General features: G+C 67.8%; 21 protein-coding genes. 13 read left to right on the forward strand and 8 right to left on the reverse strand.

What is annotated here, in order from left to right:
• The first annotated feature begins 158 nt into the window (after window positions 1-158).
• On the forward strand, window positions 159-569 hold the full coding sequence (locus AC04MD_RS06890; protein WP_475496552.1) for a transposase: 411 nt from the start codon (window positions 159-161) through the stop codon (window positions 567-569).
• A gap of 161 nt (window positions 570-730) precedes the next feature.
• On the forward strand, window positions 731-1711 hold the full coding sequence (locus AC04MD_RS06895; RefSeq protein WP_475496553.1) for an alpha/beta hydrolase: 981 nt from the start codon (window positions 731-733) through the stop codon (window positions 1709-1711).
• Window positions 1712-1895: 184 nt separating this feature from the next.
• Here the strand turns inward: AC04MD_RS06895 and arsN2 are convergent, their stop codons facing one another.
• From arsN2 to AC04MD_RS06910, 3 genes are read right to left on the reverse strand one after another with little or no spacing between them, the layout of a single operon-like run.
• Window positions 1896-2384: an arsenic resistance N-acetyltransferase ArsN2 gene (arsN2, locus tag AC04MD_RS06900; protein ID WP_475496554.1), complete on the reverse strand. Its 489-nt coding sequence runs from the start codon at window positions 2382-2384 to the stop codon at window positions 1896-1898.
• A gap of 3 nt (window positions 2385-2387) precedes the next feature.
• Window positions 2388-2819, reverse strand: coding sequence for a VOC family protein (locus AC04MD_RS06905; RefSeq protein WP_475496555.1), 432 nt, complete (start codon window positions 2817-2819; stop codon window positions 2388-2390).
• A complete protein-coding gene (locus AC04MD_RS06910) occupies window positions 2816-3157 on the reverse strand; it encodes an ArsR/SmtB family transcription factor (protein ID WP_475496556.1) in 342 nt (113 codons plus the stop codon). The genes AC04MD_RS06905 and AC04MD_RS06910 overlap by 4 nt, the downstream gene beginning before the upstream one ends.
• A 250-nt stretch (window positions 3158-3407) precedes the next feature.
• Here AC04MD_RS06910 and AC04MD_RS06915 point away from each other — a divergent pair, with 250 nt between their 5' ends.
• From AC04MD_RS06915 to AC04MD_RS06940, 6 genes are all read left to right on the forward strand, one after another.
• Window positions 3408-3761, forward strand: a complete 354-nt coding sequence (locus tag AC04MD_RS06915) for an FKBP-type peptidyl-prolyl cis-trans isomerase (RefSeq protein WP_475496557.1) — start codon at window positions 3408-3410, stop codon at window positions 3759-3761.
• A gap of 140 nt (window positions 3762-3901) precedes the next feature.
• The gene (locus AC04MD_RS06920; protein ID WP_475496558.1) at window positions 3902-4531 is read left to right on the forward strand and encodes a hypothetical protein; all 630 of its coding nucleotides are present in this window, start codon (window positions 3902-3904) and stop codon (window positions 4529-4531) included.
• 288 nt (window positions 4532-4819) lie between these two features.
• A complete protein-coding gene (locus AC04MD_RS06925) occupies window positions 4820-5620 on the forward strand; it encodes a tetratricopeptide repeat protein (RefSeq protein WP_475496559.1) in 801 nt (266 codons plus the stop codon).
• Between the two features lie 56 nt (window positions 5621-5676).
• A complete protein-coding gene (locus tag AC04MD_RS06930) occupies window positions 5677-6402 on the forward strand; it encodes a hypothetical protein (RefSeq protein WP_475496560.1) in 726 nt (241 codons plus the stop codon).
• A gap of 39 nt (window positions 6403-6441) precedes the next feature.
• Window positions 6442-6846: an energy transducer TonB gene (locus tag AC04MD_RS06935; protein WP_475496561.1), complete on the forward strand. Its 405-nt coding sequence runs from the start codon at window positions 6442-6444 to the stop codon at window positions 6844-6846.
• A 158-nt stretch (window positions 6847-7004) separates the two neighbouring features.
• Window positions 7005-7505 (forward strand): REP-associated tyrosine transposase, encoded by a 501-nt coding sequence (locus tag AC04MD_RS06940; protein ID WP_475496562.1) that lies wholly within the window; start codon window positions 7005-7007, stop codon window positions 7503-7505.
• Between the two features lie 156 nt (window positions 7506-7661).
• Here the strand turns inward: AC04MD_RS06940 and AC04MD_RS06945 are convergent, their stop codons facing one another.
• The gene (locus AC04MD_RS06945; protein WP_475496563.1) at window positions 7662-8243 is read right to left on the reverse strand and encodes a pyridoxamine 5'-phosphate oxidase family protein; all 582 of its coding nucleotides are present in this window, start codon (window positions 8241-8243) and stop codon (window positions 7662-7664) included.
• Between the two features lie 491 nt (window positions 8244-8734).
• Here AC04MD_RS06945 and AC04MD_RS06950 point away from each other — a divergent pair, with 491 nt between their 5' ends.
• Complete coding sequence (locus AC04MD_RS06950; protein WP_475496564.1) at window positions 8735-9898, forward strand: hypothetical protein; 1164 nt, start codon at window positions 8735-8737, stop codon at window positions 9896-9898.
• Between the two features lie 16 nt (window positions 9899-9914).
• On the opposite strand, the gene AC04MD_RS06955 is transcribed toward AC04MD_RS06950, so the two are convergent.
• From AC04MD_RS06955 to AC04MD_RS06970, 4 genes are all read right to left on the reverse strand, one after another.
• Window positions 9915-10655, reverse strand: coding sequence for a LytR/AlgR family response regulator transcription factor (locus tag AC04MD_RS06955; protein WP_475496565.1), 741 nt, complete (start codon window positions 10653-10655; stop codon window positions 9915-9917).
• A complete protein-coding gene (locus AC04MD_RS06960; protein WP_475496566.1) occupies window positions 10649-11803 on the reverse strand; it encodes a sensor histidine kinase in 1155 nt (384 codons plus the stop codon). The genes AC04MD_RS06955 and AC04MD_RS06960 overlap by 7 nt, the downstream gene beginning before the upstream one ends.
• A gap of 109 nt (window positions 11804-11912) precedes the next feature.
• Entirely contained in the window at window positions 11913-12203 is a 291-nt protein-coding gene (locus AC04MD_RS06965) for a hypothetical protein (protein ID WP_475496567.1), read from the reverse strand.
• 168 nt (window positions 12204-12371) lie between these two features.
• Entirely contained in the window at window positions 12372-13802 is a 1431-nt protein-coding gene (locus AC04MD_RS06970; RefSeq protein WP_475496568.1) for a M20/M25/M40 family metallo-hydrolase, read from the reverse strand.
• Window positions 13803-13947: 145 nt separating this feature from the next.
• Between AC04MD_RS06970 and AC04MD_RS06975 the strand changes: the two genes are divergently transcribed.
• The 4 genes from AC04MD_RS06975 to AC04MD_RS06990 all read left to right on the forward strand — a co-directional run bounded on the left by AC04MD_RS06975 (window position 13948) and on the right by AC04MD_RS06990 (window position 16507).
• Window positions 13948-14343, forward strand: a complete 396-nt coding sequence (locus AC04MD_RS06975) for a barstar family protein (RefSeq protein WP_475496569.1) — start codon at window positions 13948-13950, stop codon at window positions 14341-14343.
• A 147-nt stretch (window positions 14344-14490) separates the two neighbouring features.
• A complete protein-coding gene (locus AC04MD_RS06980) occupies window positions 14491-14736 on the forward strand; it encodes a DUF2789 domain-containing protein (RefSeq protein ID WP_475496570.1) in 246 nt (81 codons plus the stop codon).
• A 156-nt stretch (window positions 14737-14892) separates the two neighbouring features.
• Complete coding sequence (locus AC04MD_RS06985; protein WP_475496571.1) at window positions 14893-16044, forward strand: M23 family metallopeptidase; 1152 nt, start codon at window positions 14893-14895, stop codon at window positions 16042-16044.
• 76 nt (window positions 16045-16120) lie between these two features.
• Window positions 16121-16507 (forward strand): hypothetical protein, encoded by a 387-nt coding sequence (locus AC04MD_RS06990; protein WP_475496572.1) that lies wholly within the window; start codon window positions 16121-16123, stop codon window positions 16505-16507.
• Window positions 16508-16510 lie beyond the last annotated feature (3 nt).

The following is a 16510-nucleotide window of genomic DNA, read 5'->3' on the forward strand; positions in this document are numbered from 1 at the left end:
GGCCGTGCGCGATGTCCGAACTTGCGTCGCACGCATGCGGTGCGTCGCTCACCACACCACAGCCTGACGACTGAGAGCCACCGCCGGATTGCCCACACCGTCTCGATCGGCCGGCCAGTGCCGAAGACCGGATCGTGTCAGGGCATCGGGAGGGCGATGTGCCGTTCGGTGACCGGGACAGCCAGATCGCGACGCGGGTGGAGCGACAGACCCGCTCCCTGATGCGGGTGAAGATGGCAGGCAAGGACACCGTGCCCCGGATCTCTGCACCGTCCAGGAACGCAGGCCGTCCGACGAAACTGCGGTACGGATCTCCGACCTGGGATCGGGGCAAGGCGATGGCGACGCACCGCCGCTTCACCTTGGCCACCGCTCTCCGGGTCCGCTTCTGCGATGCGCATCATCCCTGGCAACGGGGTGGCGACCAGAACGAAGGGATCACCCTGGCCGAGGTCTCGCAGGCCAGGCTGGACGCCGTGGCGCATCCGCTCGACGAGCGGCCACGCAAGAGGCCGGGCGACGAAACGCCGGCAGAGCGGTATCGACACCCTGTCGCGTCGATCGGTTGAATCCAGTGCCGGATGCGGTCATTCTCCGGTTCATCTGACGGGTTCGGCCAGCGTCGCCTTGTTCGTCAAGCTCAAGACGTCAGGGGTCGAGCCGTCCCGGTGGGCAGTGCATCCACCGGTGCGCCGTGGTCAGGTTCTGTTGCCTTTGGCGGGGCGCCATCATGCTGAAGAAGCTGCTGCTCGTGGGTACGCTGCTAGTCGTCTTGGTCCTGATCGTCGTCAACTACGTCACGCCGTGGCCGAGCGTTCTTGTCATTCGCCATGTATTCGACAAGGGGGCGGAGAAAGCGTCAACGGCGCTTGCGCCGAAGGTGCCGACGGACGTCGAAGTGCGGTCGGGGCTGTCTTACGATCCCACAGACCCGGATGCCGTGTTCGATATCTACCGCGGCGCCGGCGCTGCGGCGGATGGGCCCACGATCGTTTGGTTTCACGGCGGAGGCTTCGTGTCGGGCCGCAGGCAGGACGTCGCCAACTACCTCAAGATCCTCGCCGGCGAAGGGTTCACGGTGGTCAATGTGGACTACACCATCGCACCGGAAGCGACGTATCCGACGCCGATACGGCAGGCCAACAAGGCGCTCGCCCATATCGCCGCCAACGCGAAGTCACTGGGGCTCGATGCCGACAAGCTCGTGCTCGCTGGCGATAGCGCCGGCTCGCAGATCGCCGCGCAGACCGCAGCAATGATCTCCAACGCGGACTATGCGCGCGTGCTGGGCATCGCCCCCGGCGTGCGTGAGGATCGGCTCGCGGGCGCCTTGTTGTACTGTGGCGCCTATGACGTCACCCGGATGGGCAACGGTGGTGGCGTACTGGGCTGGTTCGTGAAGTCGACGACGTGGGCCTACAGCGGCGAGCGCGATTGGCGGAATGCCGACGGGTTCGAATCGATGACGATTTCGCCGTATCTGACCTCGGCATTTCCGAGCGTGTTCATCAGCGCGGGCAATGCGGATCCGCTCGGACCCCAATCCGTCGCGCTTGCGGGCGAGTTGGCGAGACGGGATGTCGAGGTCACGGAGCTCTTCTTCGACGCCGATCATCAGCCACCATTGGGGCACGAATACCAGTTCGACCTTGATGCGGCGGCGGGTCGTCTTGCCTTGAACCGATCGGTTCTGTGGCTGAGGTCGCTTTAGCGTCCGCTTCTGACCTTGGATTCCACCGATTGGCGCAACCTGTGGTCGACATCGCTCTGTCGGTGTTTCTCAGCCCAGCTCGGCCATGGCGCGGACCGCCGTCGGATTGATCGGTCCAGCGGGCCGCGAGCGGCCCTCGGCGCTTCGAACCGGTCGCCACGGTGGAGGTGCGCGGAGGCCCCGGTCATCCGGCTGCGGTTGGCGTTCCAGACACGGGCGAACAGGACGCGCTCCATGGGACGGTTGCCAGGGCTTTGATCATGCAGGTGGCGGACGCCGGGCAGAGCAAACGGAACTCGGCGCTGGCGTGTACCGCCACCGGCGCGTGTTGGCGTTGGATCACGACATAGCCGCGCGGTGCGAAGAACGGCGCGGCGGTCTCGGTCAGCAGCACGAGGTGGCGCATGCCATTCGACGCCGCATGCGTCTCCAGGGCGTCGACCAGGCGCGCGCCGATACCGTGGGCGCGACGCTCGCTGCGGACCGCCAGCGAGCGCAGCAGGCCGGTGTCGTCGTAGCGCTCGACGCCCACCACGCCCACCACCGTCGCGGCGTCGACCACCATCAGAAACTCGATGACCGCCGTGTCGAGATCTCCGACGGGCAGGCCACTGTCCTGCAGCAGGCCCCTGATCGCCGGGCGGTCGTCGCGGGTGGCGGCGCGCAGGTCCATGCCTCAGCAGCCGCCGGACGCGCGGTCGCAGCACGAAGCGACCGCCGCCGGGCGCAGTACCACCGACGCCGAGTCGGGGCTGCACGCCGCGCCATCGGTGGCGCCCGCGGAGCAGGTGGTGGCGTCGCCGGTGGTGTGGACGATTTCCCGGCGCGCGCCCTGGTGGTCTTCGGTCCACAGTTCGTCGGACTGCGCGTAGCAGCAGATCGTGGCGTCCTCGGGCACGAGGCTGCCGCCGCCCGCCTGGAATCCGGGGTGATCGATGCCGGCGGTGCGGCCGGTGGCCGAAATGGCGACGTTCGCCCGCGGTTCGTCGAGCTTCCACTTGGCGTAGTCCGGCTTGAGTACTGCGGGCTGCGCGGCGAACAGCGCGTGATGGAAGCGGACGCTGGTGTCCAGGCCGTGGACGTCGAGGTGCGCGTGGAAGCGGTTCATGCGCGGGCTCCGGTCTTCCTGGGGGTGCACGCCACGGCCGGACCGCATGCCGCCACGCCGGCGCAGCAGTTCTCGGTCAGGTAGGCGATCAGGGCATTCATCTGGGGATAGTGGGCGCGGACGCGGATCACCCGTCCTTCGCGTTCGTCATGCACCAGCGCCGCCGCACGCAGCACGTTGAGATGGGCGGTCAAGGTGGCGGCCGGCAACGCCAGTCGCTCACGCAGGGCCCCGACGGCCATGCCCTCGGACCCCGCCTGGACCAGGGCGCGGAAGGCGGCCAGACGCGTCTCGTGGCTGAGGGCGTTGAGGGCAGCAAGGGCGGTGCCGGTCTTCATGAATCCAATATTGCGGAATATTGGATTGATGTCGACGCCCCGGTGTCCGGCGGCCGCCGGGGAACCGCACACACGACGGCTCCCCGTCGTCCCGGTCTGCGTCGGGACTACGCCAGCGCGCCTGGGGGTCGCCGCCGTGGGTTGCGCCTGCCTTGTCGAACCCCTCCGCGTTGTCCCACTCGCGGAACGGACCCGCGCGAGGCCCGCGATAAACTGTGCGGCCCGATCCCCGATCCCGAGAGGAATATCCATGGCATTCACCACCACCGCCTCAGGCCTGCAGTTCGAAGACACCGTCGTCGGCAGCGGCGTCGAGGCCAAGCCTGGAAGCAACGTCACCGTGCACTACACCGGCTGGCTGTACGAGAACGGCGCGCAGGGCGCCAAGTTCGATTCCAGCAAGGACCGCGACGAACCCTTCATCTTTCCCCTCGGCGGCGGCATGGTCATCAAGGGCTGGGACGAAGGCGTGCAGGGCATGAAGGTGGGCGGCCAGCGCACCCTCATCATCCCCGCTACCCTCGGCTACGGCGCACGCGGCGCCGGCGGCGTCATCCCGCCCAACGCCACCCTGAAGTTCGACGTCGAACTGCTGGGCACCTGAGACACGCTGCGTGGGGTGCGCTCAAGGCCCCTTCGCACGGTGTTTGCACCCATCGAATGGCGGGCCCGGGCCCGCCCTGCGCGAACCGACGTTGCGTTCGCGGACACGCAAGGGGTTACACCATGAAGCGCGGTGTTCGCATGATCCTGTGGCTGCTCTGCGCCATGGCCGTCGCCGCACCGGCCATGGCGGCGAAGCGCATACCGCTGTCCGATGCCCGTTATTCGGGCACGGTGACGGCAAGTTCGCCTTTATCCGTTATCGTCCACGCGACTACGTTCACGCCGGACGAGCAGACGTGGTCGGACATGACGATGGTGGGCGGTCTGTACATCCCGGTTTTCGGAAAGACCAAGACGGAGTTTTTGTTCAATCCCCCGGATCAGGACGCGTTGGCCACGATCCTGGCGATGGAGCTGGAGCGGGTCGGCATCTTCGCATCGACGGATGCCACCGATCAGGCAGTCATGCCGATCACGCTGGTCTTCAGGAAGGGCACGTACCGGCACGCCGACAACACCTACACACTCGATGTCACGATGACATGGACGGATCCGCATGGTTCGCCCATCAAGAAGGACTACACCCTCAACTCCCACGCGCGCCTCACTCGCTGGCAGAAGCTCAACACCAGCGTGTGGCAAGGAAAGATGTACCTCGTGCGGGAGGCGCTGGACGTCATGATCCCCGACATCCAGCAGTCGCTGCAGGGGGCGGCGCCCGCGGATGGGGTCGGCGAAGCGCCTGCTACAACCAGTGTCCAAGGCTAGGTGGCCCGAGGAGGCGCCCCGCACGCGGGCGCTCCCCACGGAATGGTTCCGATCCTTGGATGCGCTATTTGGCCTTGCTTGGGCGGCTCACGCACGCAGGGCGGGCTGAAGCCCGCCATCGCACGCCATCCGCACCCCTCGAACGGCGGGCCCATGCCCGCCCCACGCTGTTGCAACACGCCGTCACCCCGTAGGATGCGCGAACGGACCGGCGCGCCGCCATCGGCACGATGCCGTCAGGCGCGCCACGCACATCATCACGCTGGGGAGCGTATGCGACACCTTCTGATGGGTTCCCTCCTGCTGCTCGCCGCGTGCAACGCGGACAGCGCCGACATGGAGGTGCAGATGGACACCTGCGGCAAGTTCACGCAACCCGATGCCGCCATCGCGGCCTGCAACCGCTTGCTCGACCACCAGACGCTGCGCCAAGAGGCGCGCGTGTACGTCTACTACTCGCGTGGCCGTGCCGCCATGGAAAAGAAGGATCTGCCCGCGGCCCTGGCTGATCTGGACGAATCGATCCGCCTGGACGGCTCGCAGGCGGTCAGTTTCGCGACGCGCGGCATCGTGCACGGCACGATGGGCGACATGGAATCGGCGATCACCGACTTCTCCCGCGCCCTCGAACTGGACCCGAAGGACGCGGTGACCTTCCAGAATCGCGGCAAGGCGCATTCGGATGTCGGCAAGCAGCAACGCGCCATCCAGGACTTCACCCGCGCCATCGAGCTGGGCAACGACGAAGCCGCCACCCGCAACGGCCGCTGCTGGGCGCGTGCCGTGCTGGGCCAGGAACTGGACCTCGCCCGCGAAGATTGCGAAGCCGCCGTCCGCATGGAGCCCGACGACGGCAACAGCCACAACAGCCTCGCCTTCGTCCGCTTCCGTAGCGGCGACTACCCCGGGGCGATCGCCGCGTACACCACCGCGCTGTCGATCGACTCGACCGGCGCCTCGTCGTACTACATGCGCGGTCGCGCGAAAGCGCTGACCGGCGACCCGACCGCCCAGGCCGATATCGACGCGGGCCAGGGCCTGGAGCCCGGCGTCGCCGAGCGCTACGCCGGCTACGGCATCGCGCCGTAGGGCGGGCTTACGCCCACCATCCGCCAATCATGACAACGGCACAGGGGAGGGATGCCATGAAGCGCAGGATCGCGGGATCGCTGCACCAGGCCCTGACATTCGCCGCGCATACCGCGCGCCGTGCAGGCCTGCTCATGGGCGTGCTGGCGGTCTCCTGCACGAGTCTTCCCGCCGCCGCCGAAGCTGCCGGCGAACGCGCCGATGAAACCCTGGTTTTCGTGGGTGAGCTGGTCTCCATCGAGTCCTTGCCCAACCCCTGCGATGAAGCGCGGAAGCGGACGGGAAAACTGGGGTGCATCTTCCTGGATGCGCTCTACCGCGCACGCTATCGCGTCGTGCAGCCGGTGATCGGCACGACGCAGGACACCGAGGTGACGTTCCAGGTGGCCGACCACTATGGCTTCCCTCCGTTCGCCACTGCGCGGCACGCGCTGCTGTTCGTCGCCATCACCGATGACGGCAACTGGCTGCACAAGTACCAGGGCATTCCCATGTACCGCACCACGGACGACCACTGGGCGGCGTGTGGCGAGGTCGATCGGCGCGTGCCGCCCCTGCGCGCCAGATCGCTGGGCTTCGCCGAGCCGATCGCCGTGCAGGCATCCGTGCCGGAGGAGGCCTGGGAGCGCATGCTGCCGGTGTGGGAGGAGCGGCGCGATCTGTACCGCATCAAGGACGGGCAGGTGCATTGCCTCAAGGGCGTCCCGCTGAAGGAGACCTACGGCATCGTCCGGCGCGGTGTCATGAAGGCGCGCGGCGTCTCGCTGCCGCCGTGGCCATAGGTCGGGGTGAACGTGCGAACCCCAACCCTGGGTGTCGGAATGTACCTGTGGGGCATGGTGTCGCTGCTTATGCTTTCCTCGTGTCCCGAGCGGACGGCGCCGCTGCTCGCCGCCTGCCCCGCGGGCCTGCAGCCGCTCCCGCCGCTGCCCGTGCCGAAACTGCCCATCGGCGAAAGCCTGCACTACACCGGCAAGGTGCAGCTGCGCTTCGTCATCGATCGGGCAGGCAGGGTGCATGCGCCCATCGTCGTGTCCGACGCGTTGCGGCCAAACGGCCGTCAGCGGGAAGAAGTGAGCGGCTATCGCGAGGCCGCCCTCGCCACCGTCGCGCAATTCCGCTATCCCACCCGGACGACGCCCTGCCGCATGGAGATGCCTTTCGAGTTCACGTTAGACGACGTCAGCGACGAAGCGCAAAACAGCGCCACTGCCGAGATCCCATAGGGCGGACTCGGGCCCGCCATCGCACTCCATCCGCCTGCATCGAGTTGCGTAGCCCGGGTAAGCGCAGCGCACCCGGGGTGCACTACACGTCACCATTCCGTTTCCCGGGTGCGGCCCTCGGCCTTACCCGGGCTACGTGGCTCCGTTATGGTCGGGGCATGGTCAGGTATCGCCGCAATCGGATTGCAGGCGCAACGTACTTCTTCACCGTCACGTTGCGCGACCGCAGGAGTGATCTGCTCGTTCGCGAGATCGATTCGTTGCGCGCCGCGTGGCGTGTTGCCGCGAAACGCATACCCCACGCAGTGATCGCTGCCGTCGTCCTGCCGGATCACCTGCATGCCGTGATCCGCATGACGGACGCGACCGCCAACTATCCGCGGCTGTGGCAGGACATCAAGAAGGGGTTCACGCGGCGGGTCGTTCCGGTCGGGGCGCCGTCCCCTTGGCAGTCGCGCTACTGGGAGCGGACCGTTCGCGACGAGAACGAACTGCAGATGCTGGTTGACTACGTGCATATCAATCCTCTCAAGCATGGATTGGTCGAGACAGTAGCGGCCTGGCCGCATTCCAGCTTCCATCGTTACGTGTCGCGAGGATGGCTGTCGCGTGAGTGGGCGGCAGGGAATAAGGTGGAGGGGCCGTTGGGCGAACGGTAGCGATGTGCGCTTCCCCGGTACGCGCAGCGCACCGGGCCACCTTGCGTGGAGCGAGTACGAGTCCCCGGGTGCGGCCCTTGGCCTTACCCGGGCTACGTGGCTCGCTCAAACCCGCCATCACACGCTCCCCATCCGGATGGCGAGCCAAGGCCCGCCCTACGGCCTGTGGCGCACCTCGGCCAGCTGTGCCTCGAGTTCCGCGATGCGCGCATCGCGCGCGTCCAGGGCACGCTGCACGTCGTCGGCTTCGAAGCGCACGGGGATGTACTTCGGGCAGTTCCAGTCGAAGGCCTCCACGTGGATCGTCATCGTGCGCTCGGTCCGCGTCGCGCCCTCGGACTCCTGCACGCTCAACCGGCCCAGCAGCTTCAACCGCTGACGGTGCGCATAGTCCATCAGGATCATCGCCACGCGGTCGTCGTTCGCGAGGTTGCCCACGCTGATGAACTGGCGGTTGCCGGGCAGGTCGGTGAACGTCAGCGTCTTCGCATCGACCACGCGCAGGAAGCCCGGCGCGCCGCCGCGGTGCTGCACGTAGGGCCAGCCGGTTTCCGACACGGTGGCCATGTAGAAACTGCGCTGCGCGTGGATGAAGGCGGCTTCGTCGGCCCCGAGTTCGGCATTGCGCACCTCGTCGCCGGACTCGAAGGCGCGCGCGTACTGCGCGCGGCTGCCGTCGCGCGCCTGCACCTCGCGGACCGCAGGGGTGAAGGCGATGGTCGCGAACGCGTGTCGCATGGCGGTCTCCCCGCGCGGCGGGCCGGATGGGCCCGCGCCCACCTTCGCACATCATCCGCCACGTAGGGCGGGCCTTGGCACGCCATCGCACGCCATCAGGACGCCTGCAGCGGCGGGCCCGGGCCCGCCCTGCGGCGCTTTGCGGACAGATTGCGATCCAAGGTGCGGTCGTTAGCATTGCCCGGGCGACATCGATCGCGACAGCAGCCTTTCCGCACGCATCGGGCGGCGGGCCAAGGCCCACCCATGACGCAAGTCGCGATGCCATGCGTCCCTCACGTAGCGCCTGGGATCAACGACATCCGGGAAGGGGTGGCCGGCTGGCATTTCCATCCGGGGACATGCAACGCTTGATCACGTGTGCGATGGGCAAGAACCCCACAACGTGGTGGCGAGCGAGCGCGAAGGTATGGGATGCCTGCGTTCATCGCGTCCCGCCATGACGCATTCGGATCGATACGGGACGGAGACAGGGTGTGGAAGGATCAACGATGAAGGCAGGCATTCACCGCACGCTGCGTGCGCTGGTCGCGATGGCGTGCGTCTCGCTCCCGAACATGGCATCGGCCAACATGCTGATGCTGCATGCGCAGGGTCACCCCGGCAACCGCGAGCTCTACTTCACCAAGCTCATGATGGCCGACCGCACGCCGATGGAGGCGATGCTGGGACCGACCTCGATCCGCGAGATCGAAGTCTTCGGTCTGTACGAGAACGCGGCAAAGCCCGACTGGAGCGTGCTGAAGCTGCAGTTCGAATGCCCGGTCGATCCCGTGCCGTCTACGTCGAAGCGCTCACGCACTGCAGTGCCAGCGCTGCCTGCGCCGTTGCGTTGGCGCTTGGCCGAGCGCAGCTACCAGTTCACGCGCGACGCGGACAACGTGCCGCTGCCGGCCACCGCGTGGCAACCGCTCTCCCATCCCGCCTACCGCAAGGCCGGCATGCTGGCCTGCAATGAATTGCAGGTGCAGTCCGCGCTGCAGGCGGCCGGTGGATGGCAGGCGATGGACCCGACCAGGCTCAATGCGGGTCTGGCGCCGCTCGGGATCGGCGAAGTGATCTCGGTCGCGCAGGCCAGCAGCATCGTCAATGTGGGCAGCTTCGTTTGGCGCGATATCTGGAAGGCGCAGAAGCCGGCCGGCGCGCGGGACCGACGTTTGTCCGACGCGGAGATCGCCAGCAACCGGCGCGAACTGGCGGCGGTGGCCGCGAAGATGGACGCGCTGGATACGCAGGCGCAGGCGTTCGCGCAGCCGATCATCGACGCCGACCGGGCCGAGCAGGAATTCCTTGCGATTGCGAAGAAGGTCCAGGCGGGCAGGAAGGTCACTGAACTGGAAGGGGCGATGCTGATGGTGTGGCTGGGCAAGCCAGAGGCACTGGCGCTCGCCCGGCTGGGCGCGAATCCGCAGGTAACGGAAGCCTCCGGCATGCGCTTCATCAGCTACAGCGACCAGGCCGACACCCGCTCGGCGGTGGTGAGTGCGGCGTCAGGCCGCGTGCTGTCGCAAGCCGGCGCCTACACCTCGTGCGATGTCAGCTTCGTCACCGCGCCCGACAAGACAGAGGCATGGCGCGTGGCGGACATCCGCATCCGTTCCGAAGGGCCGGCGGGCGGCATGTGCCGGTCGCTGCTGAACACGCCGGAGGACTGACGACAGCGTGGCGGCCTCAGACCGAGGCGCCGTCGCGCGGTGCACACGCCAGCCGCTGCTGCACCTCGTCGCGGTAGCCGCGTCCGGTCACGATCACCCGCCCGCAGTCCAGCGTCAGGCGGTAGCGGCCGGAGCCCAGGGTCAGGATTTCCGCGACCGCGGCGATGCGCACCACCGAGGACCGGTGCACGCGCAGGAACGCGCGCGCATCCAGCGCCTGGGCGAATTCGCCCAGTGGGCGCCGGTAGGTGAACGTGCCCAGCTTGGTTTCGATGTCCAGGTAGTTGCCTTGGGCACGCACGACCTGGATGTCGGCCTCGTCCACGCGCACGGTGCGGCGGCCCAGCTGCAGCGACAGCGGGCGACCGCCGGCCTGCGCTGTGCGCGGCGAGGTGTCGGACAGCACCACCAGGCGCGAAACGGTGTCGCGCAGCCGCTCCGCCGAGACTGGCTTGAGCAGGTAGTCCACCGCCCTGTCCTCGAAAGCGCGGACGCCGTGCTGGTCGTAGGCACTGACGAACACCACCCGGGGCGGCCGTCCATTCCATCGCCGCAGGGCAGTGAAGCCGTTGCCGCCCGGCAGCTCGATATCGAGGAAAAGCACGTCCACCTGCGTGCGCTGGGCCAGGCGCATCAGCTCATCCACGTCGGTGCATTCGGCTACCACCTGGATGACCGTGCCGGCGACCTTGCCCAGCAATCGCCGCAAACGCTGCCGCGCGAGGGACTCGTCGTCGACGATGACCGCCGTCAGCATGGTGCCTCCCCGTCGGCACACATGGGGGTGATGGAACGGGCCTCTGGCACCGGTACCTGCAGCGCGATGCGGTAGACGGCCGGATCGCGGTCGTCCCGGTGCAGTCGGCCACGCTCGCCGTACAGCAGGCGCAGCCGTTCTTCCACCGCGCGCTGCCCCATGCCGTTGCCATCCGTGCGGGCGCCCTCGACGGCGCGCGAGTTCTCCACCGACAGGTGCAGCGTCGATTCCTCCTGCCAGCCGGCCACCTCCACCCAGCCCGGCGTGCGTGAACGTGCGATGGCATGGACGATCGCATTCTCCACCAGTGGCTGCAGGGACAGCGTTGGAACGCGGATGTCCAGGCACGTGTCGTCCACGCGCAGCCGGGCGTTCATGCGTTGACCCAGCCGGATCTCTTCGATCATCAGGTAGTTGGTGACGTGCTTCAGCTCGTCTCGCAGCGGCCGCTCCTGCAACGGATCGGCACGCAGGCCATCGCGCAGCATGTCGCAGATGGCGACCAGCATGCGGTCGGCCTGGTCCACGTCGGTCTGCATCAGCTCGGCCACCGAGTTCAGCGCGTTGAAGAGGAAGTGCGGGTTGAGCTGCGCGCGTACCGCCTCCAGCCTCGCCAGCGCCAGGCTTTTCTCCAGCGCCGTCACCCGGTGCTCGCGGTCTTCGCTGTGTTCGAAGTAGACGATGCCGTGGACCATCGCCACCACCATGATGCCGAGGATCAGGTTGTTGGTCACGCTGGTGACCAGCACGTCGAGCAACGACGGTCGCGTGGGATACCAGTCGAACAGCGGATTGGACAGCCAGGCGTACACCGCTTTCGCCACGATGAAACCGATCACCAGGCCGGCATTGATCGCGAGGTGCTTTCCGAGGCGCCCGCCGCCCAGCGGAAAGCGCGACACCACCACATAGGCCGCCACGGTCATCGGCACCCAGGCCCACGTGCTGCCCACCGCGTAGGTCATCGCGCCCGTCCAGCCGTACATCTGGCCATCGGCAGCGCGCATGTCGACCAGCTGCCGGGCCAGCATCAGGCCGTACAGCGTCCACCAGCCGGTGACCGCCGCCACCAGCACGGCGAAACGCACGCGCGGGCGGCGTGGCGTCGCGCGTGCGCGTGGCAGGGCAGTGTCTGCGTGCTGGTGCATGGCGTGCATCGGTCCCCGGCCTTCCAACAGGCCGACTACATTGTGCGGGACGCGGTCGGTGCGCGCATCGGCGCCGATGACGGTGCCGTTGAACCCACCGCGCCGTGGCTCAGCGCGCGTTGCAGACCGGCGGGTTGGTCATGCCGAACGAGAACAGATTGCCGCCATTGACGGTGCAGGCGTAGGTCTTGCCGTTGCTGGCCCTCAGGGTCACGTAGGTGTTGACGCCTTCCGTACGGCGCTCGACCAGGGTCAGTTCCGAGGGCGACAGGCCCAAGACGCCGCCGGTTTCGGAAAGGATGCGTTCGTCGGACAGGGTATTGGTCTTGGTGGCCACGGCGGAGCAGCCGGCGAGCGAGGCGACGAGCAGCGCGCTGACGAGTAAATGCTGGGGAGTCATCCGGGTTCCTTTGATGGGTGGGTGCGTGCGGTGCGCCCTGCCACGACGTCAGCAAGGCGCGTGGCCATCATCGGAGCCGGCGTCGCGCCATCTCAAGCAGGGGGTGACGAAGCGCATCGACGCGGTGGTCAACGGCACCACCGCCGTTCTTTCCCTGCATCGACGCCGCTACGGCACCACCCGCACCTGCGCCGGCCCGCCGGTGGCCTTGCCGCGGGTCTTCGCGGTCTCGCCGAGGTAGGCCAGCGCGAACTGGGTGAACTTGACGCTGTGCTGCGCGGATTCGCCCATCGTCGCCAGCGTGTCGTAGGGCGTGTGGATGTAGGGGAAGCTGCCGCTCGGGCTGCCGGCCTCGAACATCATCGCCGCCGGATAACCTGCATTCGTCCACGACGCATGATCCGAGCACGCATAGCCGCACGCCGTGCTGCTGCGGGTCAGGCCCATTGGCGCCAGGTAGGTGTCGAACAGGGTCATGAAGAAATTCTTCAGCTCGGTGTTGGAGTAGTCGCTGATCAGCTTCATGTCGGTGGTCGCGCCCGCCTTGTAGTTGGTCATGTCCACCTGCAGCACGCTGACCACGTTGACGCCGCTGGCGCGGAACGACTGCGCGATGGCATTCGAACCGCGCAGGCCGACTTCCTCCGCGGCATAGCCCATGAACTTCACCGTGCGGCGCGGCTGCCAGCCGTCGGCCAGCGCGATGCGCAGCGTTTCGGTGAGCGTGGCGATGCCGGAGGCGTCGTCGTCGGCGCCCGGCGCGTGCTGGTTGGGATCGTTGTAAGTGCTGGCGTTGATCGAATCCAGGTGCGCGCCCAGCACCACGACCTCGTTGGGCAGGTCCCAGCCCGGGATGGTGAGGATCACCGAGGGCTGCGTGCTGCAGTTGGCGCAGGCGGTGAACAGCTCGGTGGTGATGTCGCTGCGGCCGGCGGCCAGCGACTGCCAGTGCGTGCGGATCCATTCCGCCGAGGTCTTGCCGTGGCTGCTGGCGAAGTAGCGGTTGCGGTAGCTGGAGAGGTGGTTGATGGTGTCGTAGAGCCGCTGTTCCTGCACCTGCGGCAGCCAGCGCTCGACGGTGGCCTGGTTGTCGAGCGTGTACGCGGCGAGCAGCGTCTTGGTCATCGCCTGCTTGGCACGGTCCGCCCGCACGAAAGCTTCCGCCTCCGCACGACTGGGGAACGCGAAGTAGCCACCGCAACGCTTCTCGTTGACGTGCACGTAGTGGCTGATCTCGCCGAGCCTGTCCGCGCGCGATTCGGCGATCACCAGCGGCATGCCCACGCTGTCCTGCCGCACCACCGCCTCGCGCACCTGCCCGCGGATGCCCTGGTAGGTGGCCTGTGAGGTGACGAGGTAGACCGGCGCGTACGGATCGGTCTGCGCCGGCAGTGCCGACGCCACGGACGGCGTGATCGCAGCGTCTGTCGGCACGTGCGGCGGGGCAGGGGTGGTGGCATCCGCGACCGGCGGCGTGGTCACCCGTACTGCGAGTGGCACGGCCATGCGCGCCGTCCACGTGGCGTCCGAGCGCAGGAACAGCAGGCCGATCAGCAGCGAGAGCAGCAGCGGCATCGGACCCAGCAAGACCAGTTTCATCGTGGCATCCCCCCGGATGGCCGCCTGCGATACTGGCGCAACGCTACCACTTCCCTGGCCCGTTCACGCCACCGCCGGGGACCTTCCATCGGCCTCACGCCTGCACCGCTACGATGACGGTCGCATCACGGCCCGGTTTCCTCCGATGACCCGAACCCTCACGATCGACGGCAGCCGCATCCACGACATCCCGTCGTTCTACGATGAGATCAACCGCGTCTTCATGACCGGCGTCGACTGGACGCTCGGGCCCAGCCTGGATGCCCTCGATGACCTGCTCCATGGCGGCTACGGCGCGCTGGACGGCGATGCGCCGGTGATCCTGGTCTGGACGCATGTCGCCGCCAGCCGCGACACCCTGGGCGTGGACGCAACGCGGCAGTACCTGCTCGCCAAACTCGCCCACCCCGAACGCTTCAATCCGTCGCACGCCCAACGCGCCCTCGACGCGCTGGACGCCGGCACCGGGCAGACCTACTTCGACATCGTGATGGAGATCATCGCTGCGCATACGAACATCACGCTGGTGCTTGCAGAATAGCCCTGGCACGCGCAGCGCATCATGGATCGCGCCTTCGGCATCGACAAGATCCCCGGCTGTGGCCTTCGGCCTGCCCTTGGCCACGGCCGCACCGTCGGCTTCACGCATTCCCGGATAGGCTGATCTCCTTCCACACGAGGCGACGCCATGGAACCGACCGTCCACCCTTTCTCCGAACTGTTCGCCCAGCTTGGCCTGCCCGACGACAGCGCCAGCATCCAACAGTTCATCGCCACCCATTCCCCGCTGCCCGACGGCATGCGCCTGGAAGAAGCCCCCTTCTGGTCGCCCGCGCAGGCGCAGCTGCTGCGCGAGGAACGCCTCGACGACGCCGACTGGGCGATGGTGGTGGACCGCTTGAACGTGGCCCTGCACGCCAGCCCGAACCCGTAGGGCGGGCTCAAGCCCGCCATCGTGCTCGTTCCGGCATCGTCGACGTGGGCCGAAGACCTCGACGCGCCATGCCGTTGCAAACCCGCGCCGGACAGATCCGGCGTCCCGGCATGGTGCGTCCAGAATGGCGACGTCCCGTCCCGATCAGGAAGTCCCGTGAAGCCACGTCTCCGCCGTTGGATCCTGGGCGCCTGCATGAGCGGCCTGGCGTTGGTGTCCGCGAACGCGGGCTCGGCGATCCAGGAATCGTTCGACCTGAGCGTGCCGATGCCGCCGACACCGGTCGTGATCGAAGGGCAGGCACGGCTCTTCTACGAACTTCATCTGGCGAACTTCTCGCGGCGCGCGCTCGATCCGCTGCGTGTCGAGGTGCTCGACGCCAGGTCCGGCGCGGTGCTGGCGACGTTCGAAGGCGACATGCTCGAGCGCCAGCTGGATCGCTCGGGCCTGCAGTGGAAGGCGACGGCTGGAGCGCCGATCGAGCCGGGACGCCGCGGGATCGTGTTCTTCGAACTGGCGTTGCCGGCAGGCACACAAACACCCGTCGCGCTTAAACATCGCGTGGCGTACCGCGGTGGTGATAAAGATGCGCTGTCGCAGGTGGAGGGCGCCGCCGTGCCGGTCGCGCCTGCACCGGCGATGACGATCGGCCCGCCCCTGCGCGGCGGGCCGTGGATCGCGGTCCACGATCCGTCGTGGGAACGCGGGCATCGGCGCGTCGTCTACGCCATCGACGGCAAGGCGGTCACGCCCGGACGTTTCGCGGTCGACTGGGTGAAGCTGGATGCGCAGGGTCGCAAGTCGGCGAGTGCGAGCGGGCAGGTGGCCGATGCGTACAGCCACGGCGAAGCAGTGCTCGCCGTCGCCGACGGCACGGTGGTGAGCGTGCGCGAGGACCTGCCGGAACGGCGCCGTCTGGACGAGCCGTCGGATCATGCCCTCGAGACCGGTAGCGGCAATACGCTGGTGCTCGACCTGGGCGATGGCCACTTCGCCTTCTACGGCCACCTGCGGCCGGGCAGTGCACGCGTCGCGCCCGGACAGCGCGTACGCAAGGGGCAGACGATCGCCGAAGTCGGCTTCACCGGCAGTGCGTCCGATCCGCAGCTGCACTTCAACCTCGCCGATGGCGCCAGCGCGCTCGGCAGCGAAGGCCTGCCGTTCGCGATCGACCGTTTCCGCTCGCTCGGTCGCCAGGCGCGGATCGAGGACGTCGGTCGCCAGCCATGGACGCTGCGGCAGGATGGCGAAGCGGCACGCACACGGGAACTGCCGGTGGGCAACAGCGTGGTGCGTTTCGACGAGTAGCCGGTCGAACGGTGACCGCATCCGTTCGTCCCGTGTCGCGCGTAATGCAGGCGACTCCCTGCCGGAAGGACGCCCGATGCGCTTCTCCCTGATGCTCGCCGCCGCGCTGGCATTCGCCGCCGACGCGCACGCCACGCCACTGGACGGCGCCTGGATGGTGGACCTGTCCACCGATCCCGGCACCCCGTACACCCAGCCCATGCAGCTGACGCTCAATGCCGACGGCACGGTCACCGGCAGCTTCTACCGGAGCACCATCGAGGCAGGCCGCTGGAAAGAAAGCCGCGGCCGACTGTGCGCCAGCTTCCGCACGAGCGATGGCGTGGGCCCGTACCACACCGCCGTGTGCGTGACCGGCAACACCGCCAGCGGCCAGACCTGGGCCGAGCACCGCCGCTTCCTGTTCAACTGGAACGCCACCCGCGCGCCGGAAGAACCCGTGCCGGCGGAACCCGTGCGCTGAGCG

The sequence above is a fragment of the Pseudoxanthomonas sp. LjRoot206 genome (assembly GCF_056175725.1).